At 58.2% G+C, this 21220-nt stretch carries 17 protein-coding genes; 7 read left to right on the forward strand and 10 right to left on the reverse strand.

Features of this window, described 5'->3' with window-relative positions; all coding sequences use genetic code 11:
• Positions 1-164: 164 nt before the first annotated feature.
• Both BLW21_RS09570 and BLW21_RS09575 read right to left on the reverse strand, forming a co-directional pair.
• A complete protein-coding gene (locus BLW21_RS09570; protein ID WP_092739371.1) occupies positions 165-461 on the reverse strand; it encodes a YtxH domain-containing protein in 297 nt (98 codons plus the stop codon).
• A 134-nt stretch (positions 462-595) separates the two neighbouring features.
• On the reverse strand, positions 596-1030 hold the full coding sequence (locus tag BLW21_RS09575; RefSeq protein ID WP_092739373.1) for a CsbD family protein: 435 nt from the start codon (positions 1028-1030) through the stop codon (positions 596-598).
• A gap of 211 nt (positions 1031-1241) precedes the next feature.
• Here BLW21_RS09575 and BLW21_RS09580 point away from each other — a divergent pair, with 211 nt between their 5' ends.
• Together BLW21_RS09580 and BLW21_RS09585 are read left to right on the forward strand one after the other, a co-directional pair.
• Complete coding sequence (locus tag BLW21_RS09580) at positions 1242-1490, forward strand: Kazal-type serine protease inhibitor domain-containing protein (protein WP_092739375.1); 249 nt, start codon at positions 1242-1244, stop codon at positions 1488-1490.
• 20 nt (positions 1491-1510) lie between these two features.
• Entirely contained in the window at positions 1511-1882 is a 372-nt protein-coding gene (locus tag BLW21_RS09585; protein ID WP_092739377.1) for a cupin domain-containing protein, read from the forward strand.
• A 13-nt stretch (positions 1883-1895) separates the two neighbouring features.
• Here the strand turns inward: BLW21_RS09585 and BLW21_RS09590 are convergent, their stop codons facing one another.
• Genes BLW21_RS09590 through BLW21_RS09600 form a run of 3 tightly spaced genes read right to left on the reverse strand, consistent with a single transcriptional unit; the run spans position 1896 to position 4619 of the window.
• Positions 1896-2720: a LytR/AlgR family response regulator transcription factor gene (locus tag BLW21_RS09590; RefSeq protein ID WP_092739380.1), complete on the reverse strand. Its 825-nt coding sequence runs from the start codon at positions 2718-2720 to the stop codon at positions 1896-1898.
• 34 nt (positions 2721-2754) lie between these two features.
• Positions 2755-3810, reverse strand: coding sequence for a sensor histidine kinase (locus tag BLW21_RS09595; RefSeq protein WP_092739382.1), 1056 nt, complete (start codon positions 3808-3810; stop codon positions 2755-2757).
• A gap of 29 nt (positions 3811-3839) precedes the next feature.
• A complete protein-coding gene (locus tag BLW21_RS09600; protein ID WP_092739384.1) occupies positions 3840-4619 on the reverse strand; it encodes a hypothetical protein in 780 nt (259 codons plus the stop codon).
• A gap of 176 nt (positions 4620-4795) precedes the next feature.
• On the opposite strand from BLW21_RS09600, the gene BLW21_RS09605 reads away from it, so the two are divergent.
• The 4 genes from BLW21_RS09605 to BLW21_RS21125 all read left to right on the forward strand — a co-directional run bounded on the left by BLW21_RS09605 (position 4796) and on the right by BLW21_RS21125 (position 11828).
• A complete protein-coding gene (locus BLW21_RS09605) occupies positions 4796-5659 on the forward strand; it encodes a dienelactone hydrolase family protein (RefSeq protein ID WP_092739386.1) in 864 nt (287 codons plus the stop codon).
• A 966-nt stretch (positions 5660-6625) separates the two neighbouring features.
• On the forward strand, positions 6626-9775 hold the full coding sequence (locus BLW21_RS09610) for a SusC/RagA family TonB-linked outer membrane protein (protein WP_092739388.1): 3150 nt from the start codon (positions 6626-6628) through the stop codon (positions 9773-9775).
• 23 nt (positions 9776-9798) lie between these two features.
• Entirely contained in the window at positions 9799-11289 is a 1491-nt protein-coding gene (locus tag BLW21_RS09615) for a SusD/RagB family nutrient-binding outer membrane lipoprotein (protein WP_092739390.1), read from the forward strand.
• A 65-nt stretch (positions 11290-11354) separates the two neighbouring features.
• Positions 11355-11828 (forward strand): hypothetical protein, encoded by a 474-nt coding sequence (locus BLW21_RS21125; RefSeq protein ID WP_139255150.1) that lies wholly within the window; start codon positions 11355-11357, stop codon positions 11826-11828.
• Between the two features lie 79 nt (positions 11829-11907).
• Here BLW21_RS21125 and BLW21_RS09620 read toward each other — a convergent pair whose 3' ends face one another.
• The 4 genes from BLW21_RS09620 to lon all read right to left on the reverse strand — a co-directional run bounded on the left by BLW21_RS09620 (position 11908) and on the right by lon (position 18105).
• Positions 11908-12633 (reverse strand): SDR family NAD(P)-dependent oxidoreductase, encoded by a 726-nt coding sequence (locus tag BLW21_RS09620; RefSeq protein ID WP_092739392.1) that lies wholly within the window; start codon positions 12631-12633, stop codon positions 11908-11910.
• 153 nt (positions 12634-12786) lie between these two features.
• Positions 12787-14205, reverse strand: coding sequence for an ATP-dependent protease ATPase subunit HslU (gene hslU / locus BLW21_RS09625; protein WP_092739394.1), 1419 nt, complete (start codon positions 14203-14205; stop codon positions 12787-12789).
• Between the two features lie 108 nt (positions 14206-14313).
• Complete coding sequence (porQ, locus tag BLW21_RS09630) at positions 14314-15360, reverse strand: type IX secretion system protein PorQ (RefSeq protein ID WP_092739396.1); 1047 nt, start codon at positions 15358-15360, stop codon at positions 14314-14316.
• 240 nt (positions 15361-15600) lie between these two features.
• Positions 15601-18105 carry an endopeptidase La gene (gene lon / locus BLW21_RS09635; RefSeq protein ID WP_175470915.1) on the reverse strand — a complete coding sequence of 835 codons (2505 nt, stop codon included), beginning with the start codon at positions 18103-18105 and terminating at the stop codon, positions 15601-15603.
• Positions 18106-18379: 274 nt separating this feature from the next.
• On the opposite strand from lon, the gene BLW21_RS09640 reads away from it, so the two are divergent.
• Entirely contained in the window at positions 18380-20422 is a 2043-nt protein-coding gene (locus BLW21_RS09640) for an OmpA family protein (RefSeq protein ID WP_245711861.1), read from the forward strand.
• A gap of 147 nt (positions 20423-20569) precedes the next feature.
• On the opposite strand, the gene BLW21_RS09645 is transcribed toward BLW21_RS09640, so the two are convergent.
• Positions 20570-21067: a DUF6702 family protein gene (locus BLW21_RS09645; RefSeq protein ID WP_092739400.1), complete on the reverse strand. Its 498-nt coding sequence runs from the start codon at positions 21065-21067 to the stop codon at positions 20570-20572.
• Positions 21068-21220: the final 153 nt, after the last annotated feature.

The following is a 21220-nucleotide window of genomic DNA, read 5'->3' on the forward strand; positions in this document are numbered from 1 at the left end:
ATGGGCAACAATTAATTTTGCTGTCAGGCTATTTAACCAGATTCTGACAGAAGCTTAACGGCCGGCAATTTTACTGAAACGGCTTCTCCACCTCTCTTTCAGGCGGCTTGTATGTTTATTTACGGCGACGATGCGCACAGGGTTACAGCAACTGAAAAAATAATTTATATGTCGGTGCTAGGACCATTCGGTTGGTTCATGGAACTGAGTAGGTCGTCGGCAGCCGTACGGTCGGCATTCTGCTGACCGGAACTGACAGGAGCCTTCCCGGTGAAGGAATCCAGACGGGCCTTACCCTCTTTCAGTAGCTTCGCCAAATCTTTGTTGAGTTTGCCAGCCGACTCTTTAATATCGGCGCGAGCTTCGTCGCCGGTTTCGGGGGCCAGCAGCAGGCCGGCCACGATACCGGCCGTAGCGCCGGCCAGCAACGAGAAGATTACTTTGCCTTTCGTGTCTTGCATGGGAAGAAGGTATAGCGTGGGGTGGCAGCCATTGCGGCCGGCCTGTTTTTATAACGCGGCAGCGGCCGGCGGGTTTACACAAAAAGCCCCCGTCTTTCAAAAAGACGGGGGCTTTGGTTGCGGTAAAGCGCGACCTACAGGTCGTTAAGCATCTTTACTACTTCAGATTTGGCTTTGCCAAGCTTGTTCTGCAGACGGCCGATCAGCTCATCACCTTTGCCTTCGGCGTAGGTCAGATCCTCGTCGGTGAGCTGCGCGTACTGCTGCTTCAGCTTGCCTTTCAGGTCATCCCAGTTGCCTTTCAGTTTCAGGCTACCACCGGCGCCGGTCAGGCCCATGTCTTCAAGCTTTTCGATATAGCCTTTGAACTTGGAGTCGAGGTCTTCGCCGTACTTGGAGAGTTGGTCGCCGAGCTGGCCGCTGTACTTGGTAGCAGCACTGCCAAGCTTGTCGCGGGTAGCTTTGCCTTTATCAGGAGCCATCAGGAGGCCCGCAATGATACCGGCACCAGCACCGGCAATGGCAGCGAGGAGAATTTTACCCGAGTTATCTTCTTCGTAATGCGACATGTTGTGGAGAGAAAGGTTGGAAATAGAGATTCAGAAGGAACGGAAACGAGGCGCATAACTGCTACCTCTGGCCTCCGGTTATGGCTCCCTATACGAAGCCAGGCGGGCGGGGTTATACACAGGCCGAAAAATCGATTGAAAGATACCAAAGCGGCTATACTATCGTAGTAGCTGTGTTACTGTCTCCGGGCTCCCCCCTTATCTTCGCGCCATGTTTACCCGACTGTTCTGCTGCCTGCTGTTGCTACCGGCCCTTGTGGCCTGCCAGCCAACTGCGTCTTCTACCACGCCCACCCAGCCCTGCATCGACCCGGCCAAAACCCGGCCCGACGCGGCCTGCACCATGCAGTACGACCCGGTGTGTGGCTGCGACGGCAAAACCTACGGCAACGCCTGCCAGGCCACCAACGCCGGCGTAACCAGCTCCACCCCTGGCGAGTGCCCCGGCCGGACCAACTAATCCTTCACCAGCTCTTACCAATGTCTGAAAAACGCTATTTCCGCCAACAGAACCCCTTCATAGTGCCCACTACCGATGGTAAGCTCATCGAAGAGCACATCGGCCAAGCCAGTACTGGCACCAGCCAATACAGTGTGGCCCATATGGTGGCCCCGCCCCAGTGGAGCGAGCCCCACCAGCGCCCCGAGTTCGACGAGGTAACGATTGTCGTGCGCGGCCGCAAACGGTTTGAGATTGACGGTGATGTAGTAGAGCTAGGCGCCGGCGAGTCGCTACTGATTAAGGCCGGGGCGCGGGTGCGCTACTCCAACCCCTTCGACGCCGAGTGCGAGTACTGGTCCATCTGCGTACCGGCCTTCAGCCCGGCTACCGTTAATCGGGAGGAGGAATAAGAGTCGGCAGCCCTTACTTGAGGCCCACCCAGCGGCGCAGCTCGGGCGTGCGGTGGGTGCTGGCCGTAAAAGCCACCCCGACGCTTTTCAGATGCACTACCAGCGTATCATTGAAATAGGGTTCGAGTCGCTCGATGGCGCTGAGCTGCACCATTTCGGTGCGGTTGAGCCGGAAGAACTGCGCCGGGTCCAACTGGGCCTCGAGCTGGCTCAGGCTTTCGTTGAGCACGAAGCTGCGGCCCCGGGCATCGAAGGCGTGCGCAACGCCGTTGCGCAGTTGAAAGTAGTGCAGCTCGGCCACATCGAGTAAGTACAGGCCCTGCCGGGTTTTGCTCACCAGCCGCTGCTTGTAAGCCGGGGCGGTTGCCGGGCCCACGCCGCCCGCGCCCAGCGTAGTGGCCAGCGTAGCGGCCAGCGTAGCGGCCAGCGTAGCGGCCAGCGTAGCGGCCAGCTGCTGCAGCGCGGCCCCCTGGAAAGATTGCCGCAGCCGCTCGAACTTCTGCATGGCCGCCGCAAACTGCGCGTACTGCACCGGTTTGAGCACATAGGCAATGCCGTTCTGCTCGAAGGCCTGCACCAGAAACGAGTCGTAGGCCGTGATGAAGATGACGGGGCTGCTGACGGCTACTTGCCCAAACAGCTGGAACACGTTGCCGTCGAGCAGCTCAATATCCGACAGAATCAAATCGGGCGCCGGATGCTGGCGCAGGAAGTCGGCGGCCTCGCTTACCTGCTGGCACTCGCCCACAATGGTGGCCGTGGGGTGGTAGCGCAGGGCAAAGTGGCGAAGCTGGTCGAGGGCGGGTTCCTCGTCTTCGATGAGTAGCAGACGGAGCATAGGCAGTGGCAGATTTTCAGATTGGAAACGGGCTTTACGCCGACACTGGGGCCAGCCGGCTCAGCGGCAGCGCCACGCTAAACCACTCCGCCGACTCCTCCACCCGCACCGGCACATCGTGCAGCAAGGCCAACCGGGCGCGCAGGCCGGCTAGGCCACTGCCTTCGCCCAGCACAGGCAGCGGCCGGGGTTGGCGGGCGTTGCGCACTTCCAGGCTGGTGGCCGTTATAACAAGCTGCACCCGCAACGGCCGGGCGCGGCTGCCCACGTTGTGCTTGAGGGCATTGGTGAGCAGTTCCTGCCCCACCCCGGGCGGAATCAGCAGGTTTTCCAGCTCGGCGGCGGGCACCCGTATATCCTCCTCGAATACATACGCCGCTCCAAACCGACGCTGCAGCAGAAACTGGTAGTCGCGCAGGAAGGCCAGCTCCTCCGTCAGCGGTACGGCATCGAGCTGGCGGGTGCGCACCAGGTAGCGGTATAGGCTGGCCAGGTGCGTTACGTAATCGTGGGCGGTGGTATTGGCCGGCTCGATGAGGGCGGCCAGAATGTTGAGGTTGTTGAACAGAAAGTGCGGGTCGACGTGCTGCTGCAAGGCCCGCAGCCGGGCCTGGGTGGCTTCCTTTTCCAGCTGCTCCAGTTCCAGCCGCAGCCGGGCCGCGTGCCGTTGATACAGAAACGGCAGGTAAACGCCGCCCATCAGCAGATAGAAGAACAAATCCAGAAATAGCCCCCGGCCCAGCCGGTACCAGTCCCACTTGAAGGGCCGGCCCGTCGGCAGCCAGCTAAAGCCGAAGCTGATTGCCAGGTTCAGCACCTGAATCAGCAGCGCATACAGCAGCCCGCCGCCCAGCAGCAGCCGCAGGTAGTAGCCCCTGCCCTCTACTACCGCCTGCCGGTGCAGCCGGGCCCGTTGGTCGAGCTTATCGAGCAGATAAACGATGAGCAACGTTTGCAGAAACAGCCAGAAGGGCGCATCCGGGTACAAGTGAAAGTCGGCGGCCTCGGTGGCCATCGTCAGGCGCGTGAACAGTGCCAGCAGCGTGGCCAGCCCCAAAAGGGCAACGTAAAACCAGATGGACTTGCGCATAACCGGCCGATAAGATACGCCCCGTGCCGTTATTTGGCCGTCGGGGCCGGCTTCACCTCCTGGCCCTGCTCGTCGAGGAAGCGCAGCACCGGCTGGTTGTTTTTATCGACGCCGATGCTTAGGCGGGTACGGCCCTGGCTGTCCTTGAAGTCGAGCAGCGACTGGTCGTTGTTGGCTACCAGCATCAGGCGGGTTTCGCCGCGTTGGTCGGCCATTACCAGCGCTGAGGAGCGGCCCACCGTAGTGCCCACGAACATGCGGCGCTGCAGCCCCAGCTTGCCTTCGCGCTGCGCCTGCTTCTTTTCGTCGGGCGTGGCGTTTTTGTACTTGGCTTCCGTCACGGCCATCGACTCCTCGGGGGCATCATTAAAGGTGAGGCCCGCCTGGTAGTTGCTGCCCTGCTGCTGGTAGTTGAGGGCAATTACCTGATCCTGCCCAAACCGGTCGAACGACAGGTGCCCGCCGGCCGACACCTTTCCGTCCTTGTCCTTCTTGCCACCGAAGATGAGGCCGCCGCACTCTTCACCCTTCTCATTATAGAACAGCATGCCGGGGTTGGTGCGGGCATAGTCGATGTGCTGGCCATCGATGGTCACGCCCTGCGGAAACCGCTCCTTGTTGCTCATCACCATCTTCACGGTGCCGTCGCGCTCCACCAGATTGATGCGCTCCACATTAATTTCGCCAAAGCGCACGGGCTTATCGGGCTTACCAAACGCGCACAGCAGCGCCACTGCGGGCAGCAGGGTAGCGCTCAGGGCGTAGGTCTTCAGGAATTTCACGTCGCGGGCCAGCTTTTGCGTATCCATAGGAGGAGGGCTTTGGGTTGATAATGAGCCAAAGGTGTGGGCCAGCGGAGCCGGAAGCAGGCGTTTTCGCGTGAGTGCCGGAAAAATCGGGCGAGTGCCGGGAAGCCGGGCGCGAGCGGCCGAAAGCCTGCCCCCGAATTCGTTACCTTTCCCATTCCCCCATTTACCCCCACCCCATGGACCAACGCATTATCACGCTCTTCGATGAGTACACCCACGCCCCGCTCAGCCGCCGCGACTTTCTGGACCGACTTCAAAAGCTAGCGGGTAGTACCGCGCTGGCGGCAGCCGCGCTGGCCATACTGGAACCGGGCTACGCCAATGCTGCTACTGCGCCTGCCGCAGCAGCCGGCCTGCGCGAAGAAACCGTGACCTGGCCAAGTGCGGCAGGCGTAACCATGAAGGGCTATCTGGTGCATCCCAAAGGCCGGAAAAAGCGAGGTGCCGTGGTCGTTATCCACGAAAACCGGGGCCTCACGCCGCACATCAAGGATATAACCCGGCGCGTAGCCAAGGCGGGTTATCTGGCCCTGGGTGTCGATGGACTCTCGGAGTTCGGGGGCACCCCGGCCAACGAGGATGAGGGCCGCACCCTCATCGGTAAGCTTGACCAAGACCGGACGCTAACCAATTACTTGGCCGCCCTCACCTACCTGCGCCAGCACCCCAACGGCAACGGCCGCACCGGCTGCGTGGGTTTCTGCTGGGGCGGCGCCCTGGCTAACCGCCTCGCCAGCCACGATGCGCAGCTCAATGCCGCCGTAGCCTACTACGGTATGCAGCCACCCGCCGAAGAAGCCGCTGCTATAAAAGCGCACCTACTGCTACACTACGCCGGCCTCGATGAGCGGGTGAATGCCGGTAAAGACGCCTGGCAGGCAGCGTTGCAGGCTGCGGGCACCAAGTACGAGCAGTTTGTATATGAGGGCGTGAACCACGCTTTCAACAATGATACCTCGCCCGCTCGCTATGATGTCCAGGCGGCGGCCCAGTCCTGGGGCCGGACCCTTGATTTGTTTCGGAGCCAGCTACGCGGTTAGGCAAGCGGCAGCCCCCCCCACTGCAGGCAGTTTCGGCTCAAAAAGCAAAGCAGACATATTCTGCCCCACCATAACTACTGCCAGTCAGCAGACAGACTGCTTGCAACTTGGCAAATGGAACTTGGACGCTTTGCTTAGCGCCTAGATAATTGATTGCACGCGGATTGACATTGTTGCTGCCTTTGATTACTGAAGCATGTCTGCCGGCAATATTGACAGATGCATACTTTATCAACGAATAATGCCTACTTTAGACCACTAGCATCTGTGGTTTGAAGCTGTAGAAGTAGTGCTGTTTTCTAACCTAATGGCTGTCGCAAACCTCGACTTCCAGCATTTGAAAGCGGCTGACACGCATATTGCTACAGACGGCGACAGGAGACGAAAACGTAGCCGGCCTGAGTGCCGGATTGCTCCGAGTGTTGGCTTGAGACGAAGGCCAGGTACTTGAGCGCGTCGTGCAGGTGCTGCAGTTGCGTGTAAAGCCACTTTGCTTTTATCCAATTTTTCCAGGCCCCAAGACTACTACATGTAGCGGTAGACTACAGGCGCATTACTTCAAAAAATATCTACCAACTTTATAATATTCAACACCTTACTGTTGATGGGGCGAAACTTGTGGGAGGTCTGTAGGGAGATAAGATGTGAACGACTATTGACGAATTACTATATTGGCAAGGCTCGGTCCTTTATGGCTGCGAGGAACGAAGGCGACTGAATGCTTTAAACATGGCTGTTGCGTGCCGGAACCGGCTTTTTTTAGATTTGACCTGCGCCGCAGCCTGACCTGGCTACATATGCACGAGTGCTTATTTAGGTATGTTCATCTAAATTTCACAAATCCTTATTAGGAAGTTGCAGGATTTATTTTATCCTCCATATATTAGCATATTCGCAAGAAATACTCTTCCACATTTCGCTTCATACCAGCTTCTCTGCTCTTCTCTTACTAATTTTTCATTTTCCATGAAAAGAATTCTATTCTCTGTCTTACCGCTTGTAGCCCTCTCGGCTACGCAGGTAGTTGCGCAGACCAGAGCGGTTTCGGGTCGGGTCGCCGACCGCACTACTGGTGAGGGCCTGCCAGGAGTTACAGTCCTCTTGAAAGGGACAAGTAACGGCATCTCCACTAATGCTGACGGTTCGTTCACCTTGACGGTGCCCGCTACCGGCGGTACGCTGGTTTTCAGCTCTATCGGCTACGTTTCTGTGGAGCGGCCGATTGGTACCGACAACACTATCACCGTAAGCCTGTCTTCCGACTCGAAGCAGCTGAGCGAGGTAGTGGTAACGGCGCTGGGTATCGAGCAACAAAAGAAGTCCCTTGGTTATTCGGTGTCGCAGATTGAGGCCGAAGAGCTTACGCAGGCCCGGCAGACGAACGTCGTGAACTCCTTGGCCGGTAAAGTAGCGGGTGTCCGCGTGCAGGCCTCCAATGGCATGGTAGGCGCATCGTCCAACATCTTCATCCGTGGCCTGACGACGTTTAACGGCAGCAACCAGCCCCTGTTCGTAGTAGACGGCATTCCGATTGACAATGGCGGCGGCGCTAACGCCCTGCAGGGTGGCGTATCGAACTCGAACCGCGCCATTGATATCAACCAGGATGATATCGAATCGGTATCGATCCTGAAAGGCCCGGCAGCAGCCGTGCTTTATGGGTCGCGGGCTGCCTCCGGGGCAATCATTATTACTACCAAGAAGGGCGCTACGCTGGGCAACAAGAAGCAATCTGTTACAGTTACTTCCAGCTATAACGTAGTAAAAACAGGCCGGCTGCCCGACTACCAGAACGCTTACGGACAAGGCGCTCGGGGTGATTTCAACCGGATTGCCCAGGGTTCATGGGGTCCGCTCGTGACGGGCCAGACGGTTCAAAACTACCGGGGTGAAGATGAGGTGTTGACTATCAACCCGGACAACGTCAAGGATATCTTTAAAACGGGCTCCAACTTCCAGAACAACGTCTCGCTCTCGGGTGCTACCGAGCGCACCCGCTACTACGCTTCCTACGGCAACCTGCACGAGGTAGGCGTGCTCGATAACAACGACCTGAAGCGTAACACGGTGACCTTCAACGGCAGCGCCGACCTCACCGAGAAGTTGCGGACCGGTGTGAGCGTAATTTTCACCAACAACGCGTCTTCGCGCACGCCGCAGGGCAACCAGTTGGCCAACCCATTCTTCCGGACGTGGTTCATACCCCGCACCTTCGACGTACGGAAGTACCCGTTTGAACTACCTAATGGTGGCCAGCAGGGTGCCGCGGTTGTCGGAACCTTTACGCCCAACAACACTTGGTACAGCACGGACGACAATCCGCTCTGGACTATCAAAAACAACACCTATGATGATGAGTTGAATCGGATAGTAGGCAACATCAATTTGGCGTATGATTTCACCGACTGGTTGACGCTGAACTACAAACTGGGAACCGATACCTACGCCCAGAACATCAAGTACGTTAACGCCCGCGACAGCCGGGGCACCAGCATTGCCAACGGCACGCCCTCAGTAATTGGCAACATCCGCGACCAAACAATTACGCGTCGCGAATTGAGCTCGTATCTGAACCTGACCATCAAGCGCAACATCACTGAGGACTTCTCGGCCTCCCTGCTGCTGGGCAACGAAATCAACCAACGGCGCCTCACCGATAACCGGGTTACAGGCAGTAATATCCAGATCCGCGGATTCGATAACATCACCAACACCATCGATATCTTACCCTTCGGTCAACAGGAAAATCAGCGCTTGGTTGGTTTCTACGGCGACCTGCAACTCGGATTCAAGGATTTCGCCTTCCTGAGCTTTGCTGGTCGTAATGACTACTCGTCCACCTTCGGCGCCGCCAAACGCTCGTATTTTTACCCGAGTGCTTCGGCCAGCCTGGTCTTCACCGAACTTATTCCGAGCCTGAAAGACAACCGCATCTTCACTTCGGGTAAGATCCGCGGGGCTGCCGCGCAGGTAGGCCGCGAAGCGCCGGTGTATTCCACTGATTCTTATTACGCCTCGAACAACAACCCGGCCGATGGCTTCGGCCCAGCGCTCAACTTCCCCTTCCGTAACCAGCTAGGATTGTCGTATGATAACACGGGCGGCAATCCCAACCTGGGTCCGGAGTTCACCACTACGTACGAAGTGGGAGCCGACTTGAACTTCTTCAGCGGCAGATTGAATGTTGAAGCCACTATTTACAACCAGCAGAGCAAGGACATCATCTTTACGGTGCCGGTAGCCGGAGCCTCGGGCTTCACCAACATTTTCCAGAACATCGGCAAGTCGGAGGCCAAAGGAGTGGAGCTATTGATCAGCTCCGTGCCGGTGAAAATCGGCAACTTCACTTACAGCAACTCTATTAACTGGACCCGCATCCGGAACCGGGTAATTTCGCTGGCTCCCGGAGTAGAGCAGATTACGCTGGGAGGCTTTACCTCACCAAGCACGCGTCTGATTGCCGGCCAGCCTTACGGGGTAATCTTCGGTTCGGTATTCCAGCGGGCCGAAAATGGACAGTTGCTTCTCTCCAGCCAGGGTCGTGCCCAGCTAGCCCTCGACAACCAGATCGTAGGTGACCCAAACCCAGATTGGACGGGCGGCTTCACCAACACTTTCACTTACAAGGGCTTGTCATTGACTACGCTACTTGACATACGGTACGGTGGCGACATTATTTCGCGCAACGTGAGCGACTTGCGTCGTCAGGGAGCAGCCGAAGAAACCGGCGACCGGAGCAATGTGTACGTCATTGACGGGCTAATTCCGCAGGCCGATGGTACCCTCGTGCAGAACAACGTGCAAATCACGGCTGAGCAGTACTTCGATGATTTGTATGGCTTCGGTAAGGCAGAATTCGTAGTGTTCGATGCTTCATGGATCCGCATGCGGGAAGTGGCATTAACCTACTCGCTACCACAGAGCCTCACCAACAAAACCTTCCTAGGTGGGGTGCAACTCAGCGTGAATGCCCGTAACCTGTTCTTGTACGCACCCAATGTGCCGCACATCGACCCAGAAGTGAATGCTCAGGGGCAGAGCAACTCACAGGGCCTGGAGTTTAACGCGTTGCCACAGGCCCGCACGTTCGGCGGCTCCATTCGCCTTACTTTCTAACCTAACTTTCCTCTCCGACTCATATGCGTTTCCCTCCTTTTACTAAATATGCCGCGTTCGCGCTTTCATTAGGCCTATTGGGGTCTTGTGATAATTTCCTGGACATAAACCAGAGCCCGAACGCAGTGCTGGCCGCGCCGGCGGCCAATGTGCTGGTAGCAGCACAATCGCACCTCGGATTCTTGATGGGCTCCGATATTCACCGCTTCTCCTCGCTGTTCGTGCAGCAATTCTCCGGACAGGGTGGCTCGGGCGTTCAGACCGCCGAATATGACCGCTATAATGTAACGGCGACTGACCTGAACAATGCGTGGCGCGCGGGCATTTATGGTGGGGCGCTGGCTGACATGCAGAAGCTCATTGAGCAGACGCAGACAACCAGCCCGAAGTATGCCGGCATCTCCAAAATTATGCAGGCGTACCTGTTCAGCGTTACAACCGACGCTTTTGGAGACATCCCATACACCGACGCGCTCAAGTTCGCGGGGAATGTGCAGCCGGGTTACGACCCTTCGCAGCAGATATATGCCAACCTAATTACGCTGATCGACGCAGGTGTTAAGGATCTGGACGGCGAATCGGTTGATAAGCCTGGTGCCGACGACTTGGTTTATGGTGGTGACTTGGCCAAGTGGCGCAGGCTGGCTAATACCCTCAAGCTGCGACTCTACATTCACTACTATCCCAATAAGTCTGGGGAAATCAATTCGCAGTTAGCCGCTTTGGTTGCGCAGGCCGTCCAGACCCCCGGCAACTTCATTACAACCAACGCGGACAACTTCCAGGTAGCCTTCGAAAGTGCGGCTAACCGTCAGAACCCCATCGACCAGTTCGAAAGACAGCGTCCGAATACGTTTTTCCCCAGTTCTACTCTGGTGACGCTGATGAACCAGAAGGCCGACCCGCGCCGTCCATTCTACTTCACTCCTTCGCCAGCACCCGCTCCGCCAGCACCTGATCAATACACGGGTGCCGGCAATGGCACGGGAGTAGCAGGACCACCAAACACGGCCTTTTCGCGCATGCACGTGTACCTGCGCGGCCCGTTGGCGCCAGGTTCTACCACCAACTACACGGGCTCAGCACCAATCCGTATGCTGACGGCGGCGGAGCACTTCCTGATTTTGGCGGAGTACTATACGCGTACCGGTAACTTAGCCGCGGCCCGTACTAATTATGAGTCAGGCGTGCGGGCTTCCATGACGAATGCAGGCGTAGCACCAGCCAGCATCACCACGTATCTTGCGGCAGTACCGGCATTTACTGCCGGTACTGCGCTCCGGCAGATCATCGAGGAAAAGTTTGTGGCCAACTACGGCGTAGCAGTAGAGCCCTGGACTGACTGGCGCCGGACGGGATTTCCCCAGCTTGCACCGGCTGCCAACGACGTGACCAACGGCGTAATTCCCCGCATTCTACCTTACTCCGATCTGGAGCGGGTGGCCAACCCCGGCAACACGCCGGTCCGTGCCAACCTGACTACTCCCTCCGTCTTCTGGGATCCAGGCAAGTAAGCACTACCCTTTTGGGGCGGGTTTTGGCTCGCCCCAAATTATTTCCTCTTCAACTCCCTTGCTTCATGAAACGTCTCCTTACTATTCTGTTTGTTTTTACGGCAGCCTTCTTCACGCTGGCTAGTTGCGAAAAAGAAGAGCCCAACTTCCGGGCTCCGACACCGCAGACGCAAATTATTTTTGACGACAATATTGATAAAGCTACTTCCGATTACAAAGTAGGTGGTGATATCGCGCTGAAAATTGCGGCTGATGGTGCGACCAACGTGCGCATAATTAGTCGGTACAATGTTGATAACGGAGTTGCTCTTGTGCCCAAGTTTAAGACCCTTGATATTGTACCAGTAACTGGTGGCGTAGCTACAGTTCAAATTCCAGTTTCTTCGTTACGTAATACGGCCGATGGTCCGATAGTAGGTGCTGGAAGTGCTCCTGCCTCATCCCGCGCAACTAATACGTATACTTTGCAGGTTGATGCAGTGCTACCTGATGGCAGCTTTGTGACGCGCTTTTTCACTGCCGTTATCGTACGTAGTTAGTGGTGCATTCGGTTAGTTAGATTAAGAAGCCTCGACCTTACAGGTCGAGGCTTTTTTTATCATTATAATCAACAGGGCTTCAAACTCCTGGTAAAGGCATCACTACCTCACTCCCCAATTCTCCCTTTTCAAGCCAGCCAATGATTTTTTCTGCTACTTCAACTGGCTGTGCTAATTTCCCCTCTTCATACAGGTCCGCAAATCTGGCGGCTTCGCTGAAGTGTTGGGCGTCGGCTGAACGGATATGCTCCTGCATGGGCGTATCGAGAATGCCAGGCGAGAGGCTGCGGATCCAGACGCCGCTACCGCGCAGTTCCTGCTCTTTCTGGGCCGTGCGCGAGAGGGCATCGAGGGCAGCTTTGGAGGCAGAGTAAGCGCCCCACCCATCGACGGCCCGCTGGGCAGCACCGCTACTAATGTTGAGAATAGTGCGCGGCAAATCGCGCCCTTGATAAGCACTCAGAAAAGTGTTCATCAGCATGGCCGGGGCCAGCAGATTTACATCGAACACGAACTCAAAATGTTCGTTGGGCTGCTCGCCCAGATAGCCGATTTCGCCCAACACAGCGGCGTTATTGATGAGCGTGAGGCTAGTAGCATCAGGGAAGCGGGCAAAGACTTTGTGCAGGTTGTGCTGGACGGCTGCCAAGTCCGATAGATCGAGGGGCTGGTGCTGGTATCGCTCGTGCTTGATGGTGGCGTGGCGACATATGCCAACAACGGCGGTGTTGGGCATCGCCAGTGCGGCTTCGGCCAGTGCCCGGCCCAGGCCCCGGCTGGCCCCGGTAATGAGGTAGTAATGCATGAGGTGGGATAATGAGGTGGTGAAAGAGCAAGTGCCGTTCAACAGGCATTACCCTCCGCAGGTGTTACGCGGTGAGTTAGGCATCTGTTGAACGGCACTCGTTATTTCAGCAAAAAGATGCGGTTGTCAAACAACCTGCACCTGCCAAGCAAATCAGAGGATATACTGGCTCAGGTCGCGGTTACGCACCATGTCATTGAGCCGTTCCTCAACCAAAGCGCGGTCGATGAGGATGCGGGCGTGGGCGCCGATTTTGTCGGGCACATCGAAGAGGATGTCGTTGAGCAAACGGCTCATAACGGTATGCAGGCGCCGGGCACCGATATTTTCGACTTCGCTGTTCACCTCAAAGGCAATTTCGGCCAGGCGTTCGAGGGCCTCGTCGTCGAAGGTCAGCTCCACGTCTTCCGCCTGCAACAGTGCCTCGTACTGCTTGGTGAGGGCATTTTTAGGGTCCTTGAGAATCTGGTAGAAGTCACTCTTGGTCAGGCTTTGCAGCTCGACGCGGATGGGGAAACGCCCCTGCAGCTCGGGAATGAGGTCGGATGGTTTGGCGACGTGGAAGGCACCGGCGGCAATGAACAGAATGTGGTCGGTGTTCACGATACCGTACTTGGTGCTCACGGCCGAACCCTCCACGATGGGTAGCAGGTCGCGCTGCACACCCTCTCGGCTTACGTCGGGGCCGCCACCGCCCTTGCTGCTCTTACTGGCTACCTTATCGATTTCGTCGATGAAGATGATGCCCGAGTTTTCGGCGTGGCGCACGGCCTCGTCCTTTACCTCGTCCATGTCGATGAGCTTGGCAGCTTCCTCGTCGAGCAGCAGCTTGCGGGCCTCGGCCACGGTTACTTTGCGCTTGCGGGTTTTCTTGGGCATCATCGAGCCCAGCATATCCTGGATGCCGGCCATGCTGGCCTCATCCATGCCGCCGGGCGCGCCGCCCATTACGCTGATGCCGCCGCCGCCCTGCTGCACCTGAATCTCAATTTTACGGTCGTCGAGCTCCCCGTTGCGGATTTTCTCGCGGAACCGCTCGCGGGTGCGCTCGTTGAGCTCCTGGTCGGAGTCGGGCACCTCGCCGGGGGCCGTGGTGGTGGGGAAACCAAGAGCCGGCTTAGGAGCCGCACCAGTCGCGCCGGTTACGGGCGGAATCAGGATGTCGAGAATAACTTCCTCCACAATTTGCGCGGCCCGGACTTTCACTTCTTCCTTGCGGCGGGTTTTCACCATGTTCACCGACTGCTCTACCAAGTCGCGCACCATGCTCTCCACGTCGCGGCCCACGTAGCCAACTTCCGTGAACTTGGAGGCCTCCACCTTCACGAAGGGCGAGCCGGAAATACCGGCCAGGCGGCGGGCAATTTCGGTTTTACCCACGCCGGTCGAGCCAATCATGAGGATGTTATTGGGCACGATTTCGTCGCGCATTTCGGGGGCGGCACGCAGGCGGCGCCAGCGGTTGCGCAGGGCAATGGCCACGTGGCGCTTGGCTTCGTGCTGGCCGATAATGTACTTATCAAGTTCGGCCACAATCTGGGCCGGGGTCAAAAATTCCGCGGATTCAAGCATGTATGGAGCTACTGTTTGGAGGAAAGGCTGATATAGTAATTTGTTGTCCTGAGTATTCCGCAGGTTGAACGGAATGCCCAGGATGACTTTACAGACAACAGCCAACTGCTAGGGCTGTTTCTTGAACAGCGAGTCGAGGTTGCGGGCGACGGTGAAGTAGTTGGCACCTCCAGAAGCATGATAGCCAGCGTGGGTGTAGTCGAACTGAAACTGGCTGATGCGTAGCATCAGCCCGAACGAAAAGCCTGCCCCACCAGCCGCATTATCGAGGCGCAACTCGCGGCGCTGTAGGTGGTTGTAGCCCACCCGTACGTTCAGGTTTTTGCTCAGCAGCAACTCGCCGCCCACCACGAAGTGCCGCGCCAACTTGTCGCCCAGGGTCTTTTTGGGCTTCACCTCAGTCCCATTTTCGTCAATCTGACCACGCTGGCTGGGGTCGAGGTACACAATATCGAGCTGCTGCAGGTGGTGGGCCGCCAGCGAGAAGCGGAATGGCAGATGCTCGGGCTTGATGGACGCGCCCAGCTCCACATCGAAGGGCATGGGCTCCCGGTCGGCACCATCGTAGGCTTTGAGCTGCACGCCGGCGTTACGCACCACCAAACCCACCGTGAAATCCTGGGTGGGGTGCTTGAACAGGCCGCCCACATCGGCCAGGGCGGCATAGGAATGGTTGCCGGCAATGCCCGAGCCGGCCAGCTTCAGTGTGCCGCCCAGCGTGAACACGCCCGAGGTGTAGGAGTCGGACAAACTCAACGCATACTCGTTCACCGTAAATCGGCCCAGCGAGTTGCCTGCCGGGTCAAACTGCTCGAAGTCGCCGTAGTTGAGGTAGGTCAGCCCCACTCCTACCCGGCCGGCTTTGGCCGTGTTGAACACGTATACGGCGGTACTCTGCTTGATGTCGGCCAGATAATCGACGAAGCCCAGGGCCAGCCGGCCGTCCATATCGGCGTTGAGCAGGGCCGGGTTGGCATAGAGCATAGTGCCATCGGCATCCCGCGACGACGTATTGACACCGCCCAGCCCGGCCAGCTTGGCACTAACGGGCAGGTTCAGAAACGAGAAGGCCCGCTGGCCCCCAATCTGGGCCTGCGCCGCGCCCAGCGTCAGGCCCGAAGTGGCAAAAATAACGGCGGTGCGGCGTAGGAGCATCTTTTTAATTAGTAATTAGGAATGAATAATTAAGAATTGCTCAGACTGAACCAGCGAATTATGACAGATTGGAAGTTGGGCGACAGTCAAGATAAGGGACCTTGAAACAAGCAAGGTCTATCTTCTTAGCTTGAACCGAGTACCCTTTGCAAGATAACTCAATGTGGCTACCTGAACGTGCTGCCCGTCATTTCCGCGCCTTTTCAATTCTTAATTACTCATTATTAATTACTAATTAAATCACTGCACCTCCACGCTCGGACCCAACGGCGCGGGCGCTTCGTCGCGCACCACCAGCTTCATGGGGTGCGCCACTTGCTCGTCCAGCAAAGCCACACGCAGCACATCGTCCACGCGGTCGGCGTAGTGGATGGTGAGGCCTTGGAGGTAGTGAGGGGCTATTTCGTCGATGTCCTTGCGGTTTTTGGGGCAGAGGATGATGTCCTTGATGCCGGCGCGGCGAGCGGCCAGGATTTTCTCCTTGATGCCGCCCACCGGCAGCACCTTGCCACGCAGAGTTATTTCGCCCGTCATGGCCAAGTGGCTGCGGATTTTGCGCTGCGTGAACACCGAGGCAATGCTCGTGAAAATGGCAATGCCGGCGCTGGGGCCATCTTTGGGCACGGCGCCCTCGGGGAAGTGAATGTGCAGGTCGTACTGATCGAAAAGGCGGTAGTCGATGTCCAGCTCGTCGGCCCGGCTGCGCAGGTAGCTGAGCGCCGTTACGGCCGATTCCTTCATCACGTCGCCGAGCTGGCCCGAGAGCGTGAGTTTGCCCCGGCCCCGGCTCAGCAGGCTCTCAATGAACAGAATGTCACCGCCCACGCTGGTCCAGGCCAGGCCCGTAACTACGCCGGCCGTTTCGTTGTCTTGGTACTGGTCCCGGTCGAAAATGGGCGCGCCCAGAATGCGCTGCACGTCGGCGGGCTGCAGCGTGGCGGGGTAGCTTTCCTCCATCGCCTTGCTCTTGGCCACGTTGCGTACCAGTCCGCCGAGCTTGCGCTCCAGGCTCCGCACGCCGCTTTCGCGGGTGTAATCATCAATCACGCGCTGCAGAGCGGCGGTGCTCACGCTGGCGTCTTTGGGGCCAAGGCCGTGCTCTTCGAGCAGCTTGGGCCAGAGGTGCTTCTTGGCAATCTGGCTTTTCTCCTCCAGCGTGTAGCCCGTCAGGTCGATGATTTCCATTCGGTCGCGCAGGGCAGGCTGAATGGTGTCGAGCGAGTTGGCAGTGGCAATGAACAGCACCCGGCTCAGGTCGTACTCCACCTCCAGGTAGTTGTCGGTGAAGGTCGAGTTCTGCTCGGGGTCTAGTACTTCGAGTAGCGCCGAGCTGGGGTCGCCGCGGAAGTCGGAGGCCAGCTTGTCGATTTCATCGAGCACGATAACCGGGTTGGCGGCGCCGGCCTTCTTGATCTGGGCGATAATGCGGCCGGGCATGGCCCCCACGTAGGTTTTGCGGTGCCCCCGGATTTCGGCCTCGTCGCGCACGCCACCCAGACTCAGGCGGGCGTACTTGCGGCCCAACGCCTTGGCAATAGATTTGCCGAGGCTGGTTTTGCCCACACCGGGCGGGCCGTACAGACATAGAATCGGCGCTTTCAGGTCGTTCTTCAACTTGAGCACGGCCAGGTACTCGATGATGCGGGCCTTCACCTTCTCCATCCCGTAATGGTCCTGGTCGAGGATGCGCTGGGTGCGTTTGAGGTTGAAGTTGTCCTTGGTGTACTCGCCCCAGGGCAAATCGAGCAGGTACTCCACGTAATTCACGCTGATGGGATACTCGGCGGCCTGGGGGTTGAGGCGGCTGAGTTTATCGAGCTCCTTCTCGAAGTGCTTGGCCACGGCTTCGGGCCACTTTTTGCCCTTGGCCCGCTGGCGCAGCTTGTCGGCGTCCTGCTCGGGCCCGTCGAAGCCCAGCTCGTCCTGCAACACTTTTATCTGCTGGCGCAGGAAGTAGTCGCGCTGCTGCTGGTCAATGTCGGTGTGGACCTTGGTGTGGATTTCGCGCTTGATTTCGAGGTGCTGAATCTCCTTGAGCATCAGCTCCAGCAGCTTGGTGCCGCGCTCCACGCCGTCGTTGGTTTCGAGTAGCTGCTGTTTCACGCTCACCTCCACATTGAGGTTAGACGACAAAAAGTGCGTCAGGAAAGCCGGCGACTCAATATTATCAAGCGCCACCTGGGCTTCCTGCGGAATTTCGGGGTTCAGCTTGAGCATGCGCGAGGCCGCCTCCTTGAGCGACGACACCAGCGCCTTGAGGCTCTTGGAGCTTTTGGCCGGAAAGGCCTCCGGTGCGTAGCTGACGCGGGCCGTAAGGTAAGGCGTCGTCTGCACTTCCTCCTCGATGCGGAAGCGCGACTGACCCTGGATGATGATGGTCGTATTACCATCGGGCAGCACCAGCATTTTCAGAATGCGGGCCAGCGTGCCTACCTGGTACATATCGGCCAGCGCGGGGTCGTCGGACTGGCCGTTTTTCTGGGCCACCACACCGATTAGCTTATTGCCTTTGTAGGCCTTACGCACCAGCCGGATGCTCTTTTTGCGCGTTACCGTAACCGGCAGCACCACACCCGGAAACAGCACCGTGTTGCGCACCGGCAGCAGCGGCAGCACCTCGGGCTGTTCGCCGGGGGGCAGGGGCTGGTCGGGGTCGGCGGCCACAATGGATACCATTTCGGTGGAGTCGTCGGTCATCAGCAGTAACGAGGATAAAGAAGCGTTAAGCGGGGTTGAATAACTCATGCGAGGTAGAAAGACGGGCAAAAAAGGGAGTCCGGGTGCCACAATGACAGGCTTAGCCCCCGAACCAGGGCTCCTTTACGGCGGAGCCGGACCCAAGGTACAACTTGGGCAAGTGCCGTGCCACGGCCAACCTTTGCCACATCGGCAGAACAAAGGCGGCTCGTTCATCTAGGCACGCAACTGAAAATTGCGTTATCATCCACATCGAAATTTTCCTATTTTTGACCCCGGCCCACTAATTATTGTCAGGGCCACGCCAATTATGCCTCGATTTGTGATTTTATGCCTGGTTGGCGCGCTGCTGCTAGGCTTTGGGGTGCCGTTGCCCGTGGTGGCTCAGCAGAAGGCGCCGACCTACGCCCAGCGGCCCCTGTCGGCCAAAGTTATCCGCCAGCTGCGGGCCCGGCCCGATGCCACGCCGCTGTTTCCGAACGTGAACCGGCTGGCGTATTTCCGCGACAAAAAAGCCCTGCGTGCTATTCAGCAGGCCGAAAAGCGCAAAAACTGGCCCGCGGCCCGCAACCTGCTCGAAACCTACGTGGGCCAGTTCGGCACCGAGAATTTCTACCGCGATACGCAGATGCTGTGGCGGCTGGGCCAGCTCTGGGACAAGGCCGGCGACGAGCAGCGGGCCCGTGCCTACTTCCGGTTGGCCCTCAAGCACCGCCGCCAGAGCCTAACCAAGGTGCAGCAGTACTACGACTCGCTCGAACAGAAGGAAACGGAGTTGTACGTGCCCCTCAAAAAGTACTACGAACTGGTGGAGTACCGCAAGAGCATTGCTACGTTCCGGCCGCCCAAGGGCGTGTACACCAGCATGGGCGACGCCATCAACTCGAAAAAGGAGGATTACGGCCCCACGCTCAACGCCGATGCCGACCTGCTTTACTTCACCTCGAAGCGCAAAACCCGCGGCCGCCTGCAGGAGGTTTCCGATGAGGACATCTACCAGTCGCGCTTCGAAAACGGGGCCTGGACCGAAGCGGAGGCCCTGCCCAAGCCCATCAACTCGCCCTACAACGAGGGCTCGGCCTGCATTACCAAGGATGGCAAAACGCTGTACTTCGCCCGTTGCGAGTGCCCCACCTGCCAAGGTAATTGCGACCTGTACGAGGCTACCTTCGAAGCCGGCAAGTGGAGCATGCCCAAAAGCCTGGGACCCCACGTAAATTCGCCGGCCTGGGACTCGCAGCCGACCCTTTCGCCGGGCGAAGACACGCTGTATTTCGCCTCCGACCGGCTCGGCGGTTTCGGGCTGTCGGATATCTGGTTTACCGTGAAGAACAAGGCGGGACAGTGGACGGCGGCCCAGAACATGGGACCCGTAGTAAACACCCGCGAGAGTGAGGTGAGCCCGTTTTACCACCCACTCTACCATGTGCTGTACTTCAGCTCGCGGGGCCAACTGCTGAACTTTGGCGACTTCGACATCTATAAAACCTACCGCACGCGGGGCCGCTGGCAGGAACCCATCAACATCGGGCCGCTGGTGAACGGCAAAGGCTCGGAGTACTACTTCACCATCGACGCCGACTCGAAAAACCTGTATTACGCCCGCTCTGAGCAGACCGACATGAAGAACCTGGACCTCTACTCCTTCCCGCTACCGATGGAGGCCCAACCCACCGCCACCACCCACGTCGAGGGCTCGCTCATCGACTCGGTGAGCCGCAAGCCCCTCAACGGCCTGGTCAGCATCATCGATACCGATAACGGCATTGAGGTGGCCAGTAAGTACCTGCGCGACGATGGCAGCTTCGATTTCGATCTGATGGAAGGCGCGCACTACGTCATGCTTATCCAGAGCCCCAACTTTTTCAGCGTGGAGAAAAGCTTCGCGCTCAAGGGCGACACCGTGCTCAGCCTGATGACTAACGCCATCGACTACCAGCTGCCGATGGTGTTTCAGAACATCGAGTTCGACCAGGATAAGGCAACCATCCGGCCGGCTATGCACCCCACCCTCGACCGGATTGCCACCTTTATGGTTGACCACCCCACGTTCCGGCTCAACATTGCGGGCCACACCGACAGCCGGGGTGACCTGGATTTCAACCTCAAACTGTCGCAGGACCGGGCCGAAGCCATTCGCCGCTACATCGAGCAGAAGGGCAAGCTACCACCCAACCGCGTCGAGAGTATGGGCTACGGCAGCGAAAAGCCCCTAAAGGAGGAGAAAACCAGGGAAGACGCGCGTACCAACCGCCGCGTAGAGTTCCGCGTTATCAAGCCCGCCGGCGACGAGGAGTTCAAAGCCGACCCGGCTCCTACCGACCAACCCGCGCCCAAACCCGCGGGTGGGGACGACGGGTGGTAGCACCTCACCCCCTAACCCCCTCTCCACAAAAAGGAGAGGGGGGATTAGTTTTTAGCTCTTTGAAATTAGAGCAGCCACAACTAGACTAGAAATTAGCGTCTAGTTCCCCCTCTCCTTTTTGTGGAGAGGGGGCTAGGGGGTGAGGTGCTACCAACTCAACTCCTGCTCCTCGTGGCCATTGCGAAACAGGAAGCTTTCCTTCTGCTTGCCGGCGCTGAGGTTGACCAGGTTCATCTGATCGGGGAAGATGGTGAGCAGCAGGCGCTGGCGAAGCATGACGCCGGTGGCATTAGCTGGCAGCGGAGCCGTGAAGAACAGCCAGTGCGAGTCGGTTTCTTTTTGCAGGCCTACCAGCGTGAGCGGCAGCAGGCGGCCGGCCTTTGTGCTAAGCTGCACCTCGCGGCGCAACAGGCTTAGCAGCAGCGGGTCGAGCTGGGCGCGGGAGAGCCGGTCGATGACGTGGGGCGCGGGCTGGCCCTGGGAAAGCGCGGCCTCCAGGTCGTCGGTGAAGACTTTGAGGGCTATTTCGAGCCGCTGTTTTTCGGGGTTGAACCGCACCTCCATCAGGCTGGTGTGGTAGGTGTGCGCCCAGGCCGCGAGGCTGATGAGGAGCAGGAGCGGCAGAATTCGGAAGAGTCTGGGCATGAGTTGGGAGAGTTGTTTCACGCAGCGTTTCGCGGTGGGTAGCGCAGTGGCTCGCCGTGAGCAGCCACTGCGCTACACGGCGTCATCCACCGCGAAACACTGCGAAACACTGCGTGAAAGATACAGCGCAAGAAAAAGCCGTGCCATCCCAGC

Origin of the sequence: Hymenobacter psychrophilus, assembly GCF_900107135.1 — a bacterium.
Taxonomy (GTDB): domain Bacteria; phylum Bacteroidota; class Bacteroidia; order Cytophagales; family Hymenobacteraceae; genus Hymenobacter; species Hymenobacter psychrophilus.

Excerpts from the sequence above, each read along its gene's own strand:
- porQ (WP_092739396.1), bottom strand. The coding sequence starts at position 15,360 with ATGCTCCTACGCCGCACCGCCGTTATTTTTGCCACTTCGGGCCTGACG.
- hslU (WP_092739394.1), bottom strand. The coding sequence starts at position 14,205 with ATGCTTGAATCCGCGGAATTTTTGACCCCGGCCCAGATTGTGGCCGAA.
- BLW21_RS09580 (WP_092739375.1), top strand. The coding sequence starts at position 1,242 with ATGTTTACCCGACTGTTCTGCTGCCTGCTGTTGCTACCGGCCCTTGTG.
- BLW21_RS09615 (WP_092739390.1), top strand. The coding sequence starts at position 9,799 with ATGCGTTTCCCTCCTTTTACTAAATATGCCGCGTTCGCGCTTTCATTA.
- BLW21_RS09570 (WP_092739371.1), bottom strand. The coding sequence starts at position 461 with ATGCAAGACACGAAAGGCAAAGTAATCTTCTCGTTGCTGGCCGGCGCT.
- BLW21_RS09600 (WP_092739384.1), bottom strand. The coding sequence starts at position 4,619 with ATGGATACGCAAAAGCTGGCCCGCGACGTGAAATTCCTGAAGACCTAC.
- BLW21_RS09610 (WP_092739388.1), top strand. The coding sequence starts at position 6,626 with ATGAAAAGAATTCTATTCTCTGTCTTACCGCTTGTAGCCCTCTCGGCT.
- lon (WP_175470915.1), bottom strand. The coding sequence starts at position 18,105 with ATGAGTTATTCAACCCCGCTTAACGCTTCTTTATCCTCGTTACTGCTG.
- BLW21_RS09585 (WP_092739377.1), top strand. The coding sequence starts at position 1,511 with ATGTCTGAAAAACGCTATTTCCGCCAACAGAACCCCTTCATAGTGCCC.
- BLW21_RS09605 (WP_092739386.1), top strand. The coding sequence starts at position 4,796 with ATGGACCAACGCATTATCACGCTCTTCGATGAGTACACCCACGCCCCG.
- BLW21_RS21125 (WP_139255150.1), top strand. The coding sequence starts at position 11,355 with ATGAAACGTCTCCTTACTATTCTGTTTGTTTTTACGGCAGCCTTCTTC.
- BLW21_RS09590 (WP_092739380.1), bottom strand. The coding sequence starts at position 2,720 with ATGCTCCGTCTGCTACTCATCGAAGACGAGGAACCCGCCCTCGACCAG.
- BLW21_RS09595 (WP_092739382.1), bottom strand. The coding sequence starts at position 3,810 with ATGCGCAAGTCCATCTGGTTTTACGTTGCCCTTTTGGGGCTGGCCACG.
- BLW21_RS09620 (WP_092739392.1), bottom strand. The coding sequence starts at position 12,633 with ATGCATTACTACCTCATTACCGGGGCCAGCCGGGGCCTGGGCCGGGCA.
- BLW21_RS09575 (WP_092739373.1), bottom strand. The coding sequence starts at position 1,030 with ATGTCGCATTACGAAGAAGATAACTCGGGTAAAATTCTCCTCGCTGCC.
- BLW21_RS09645 (WP_092739400.1), bottom strand. The coding sequence starts at position 21,067 with ATGCCCAGACTCTTCCGAATTCTGCCGCTCCTGCTCCTCATCAGCCTC.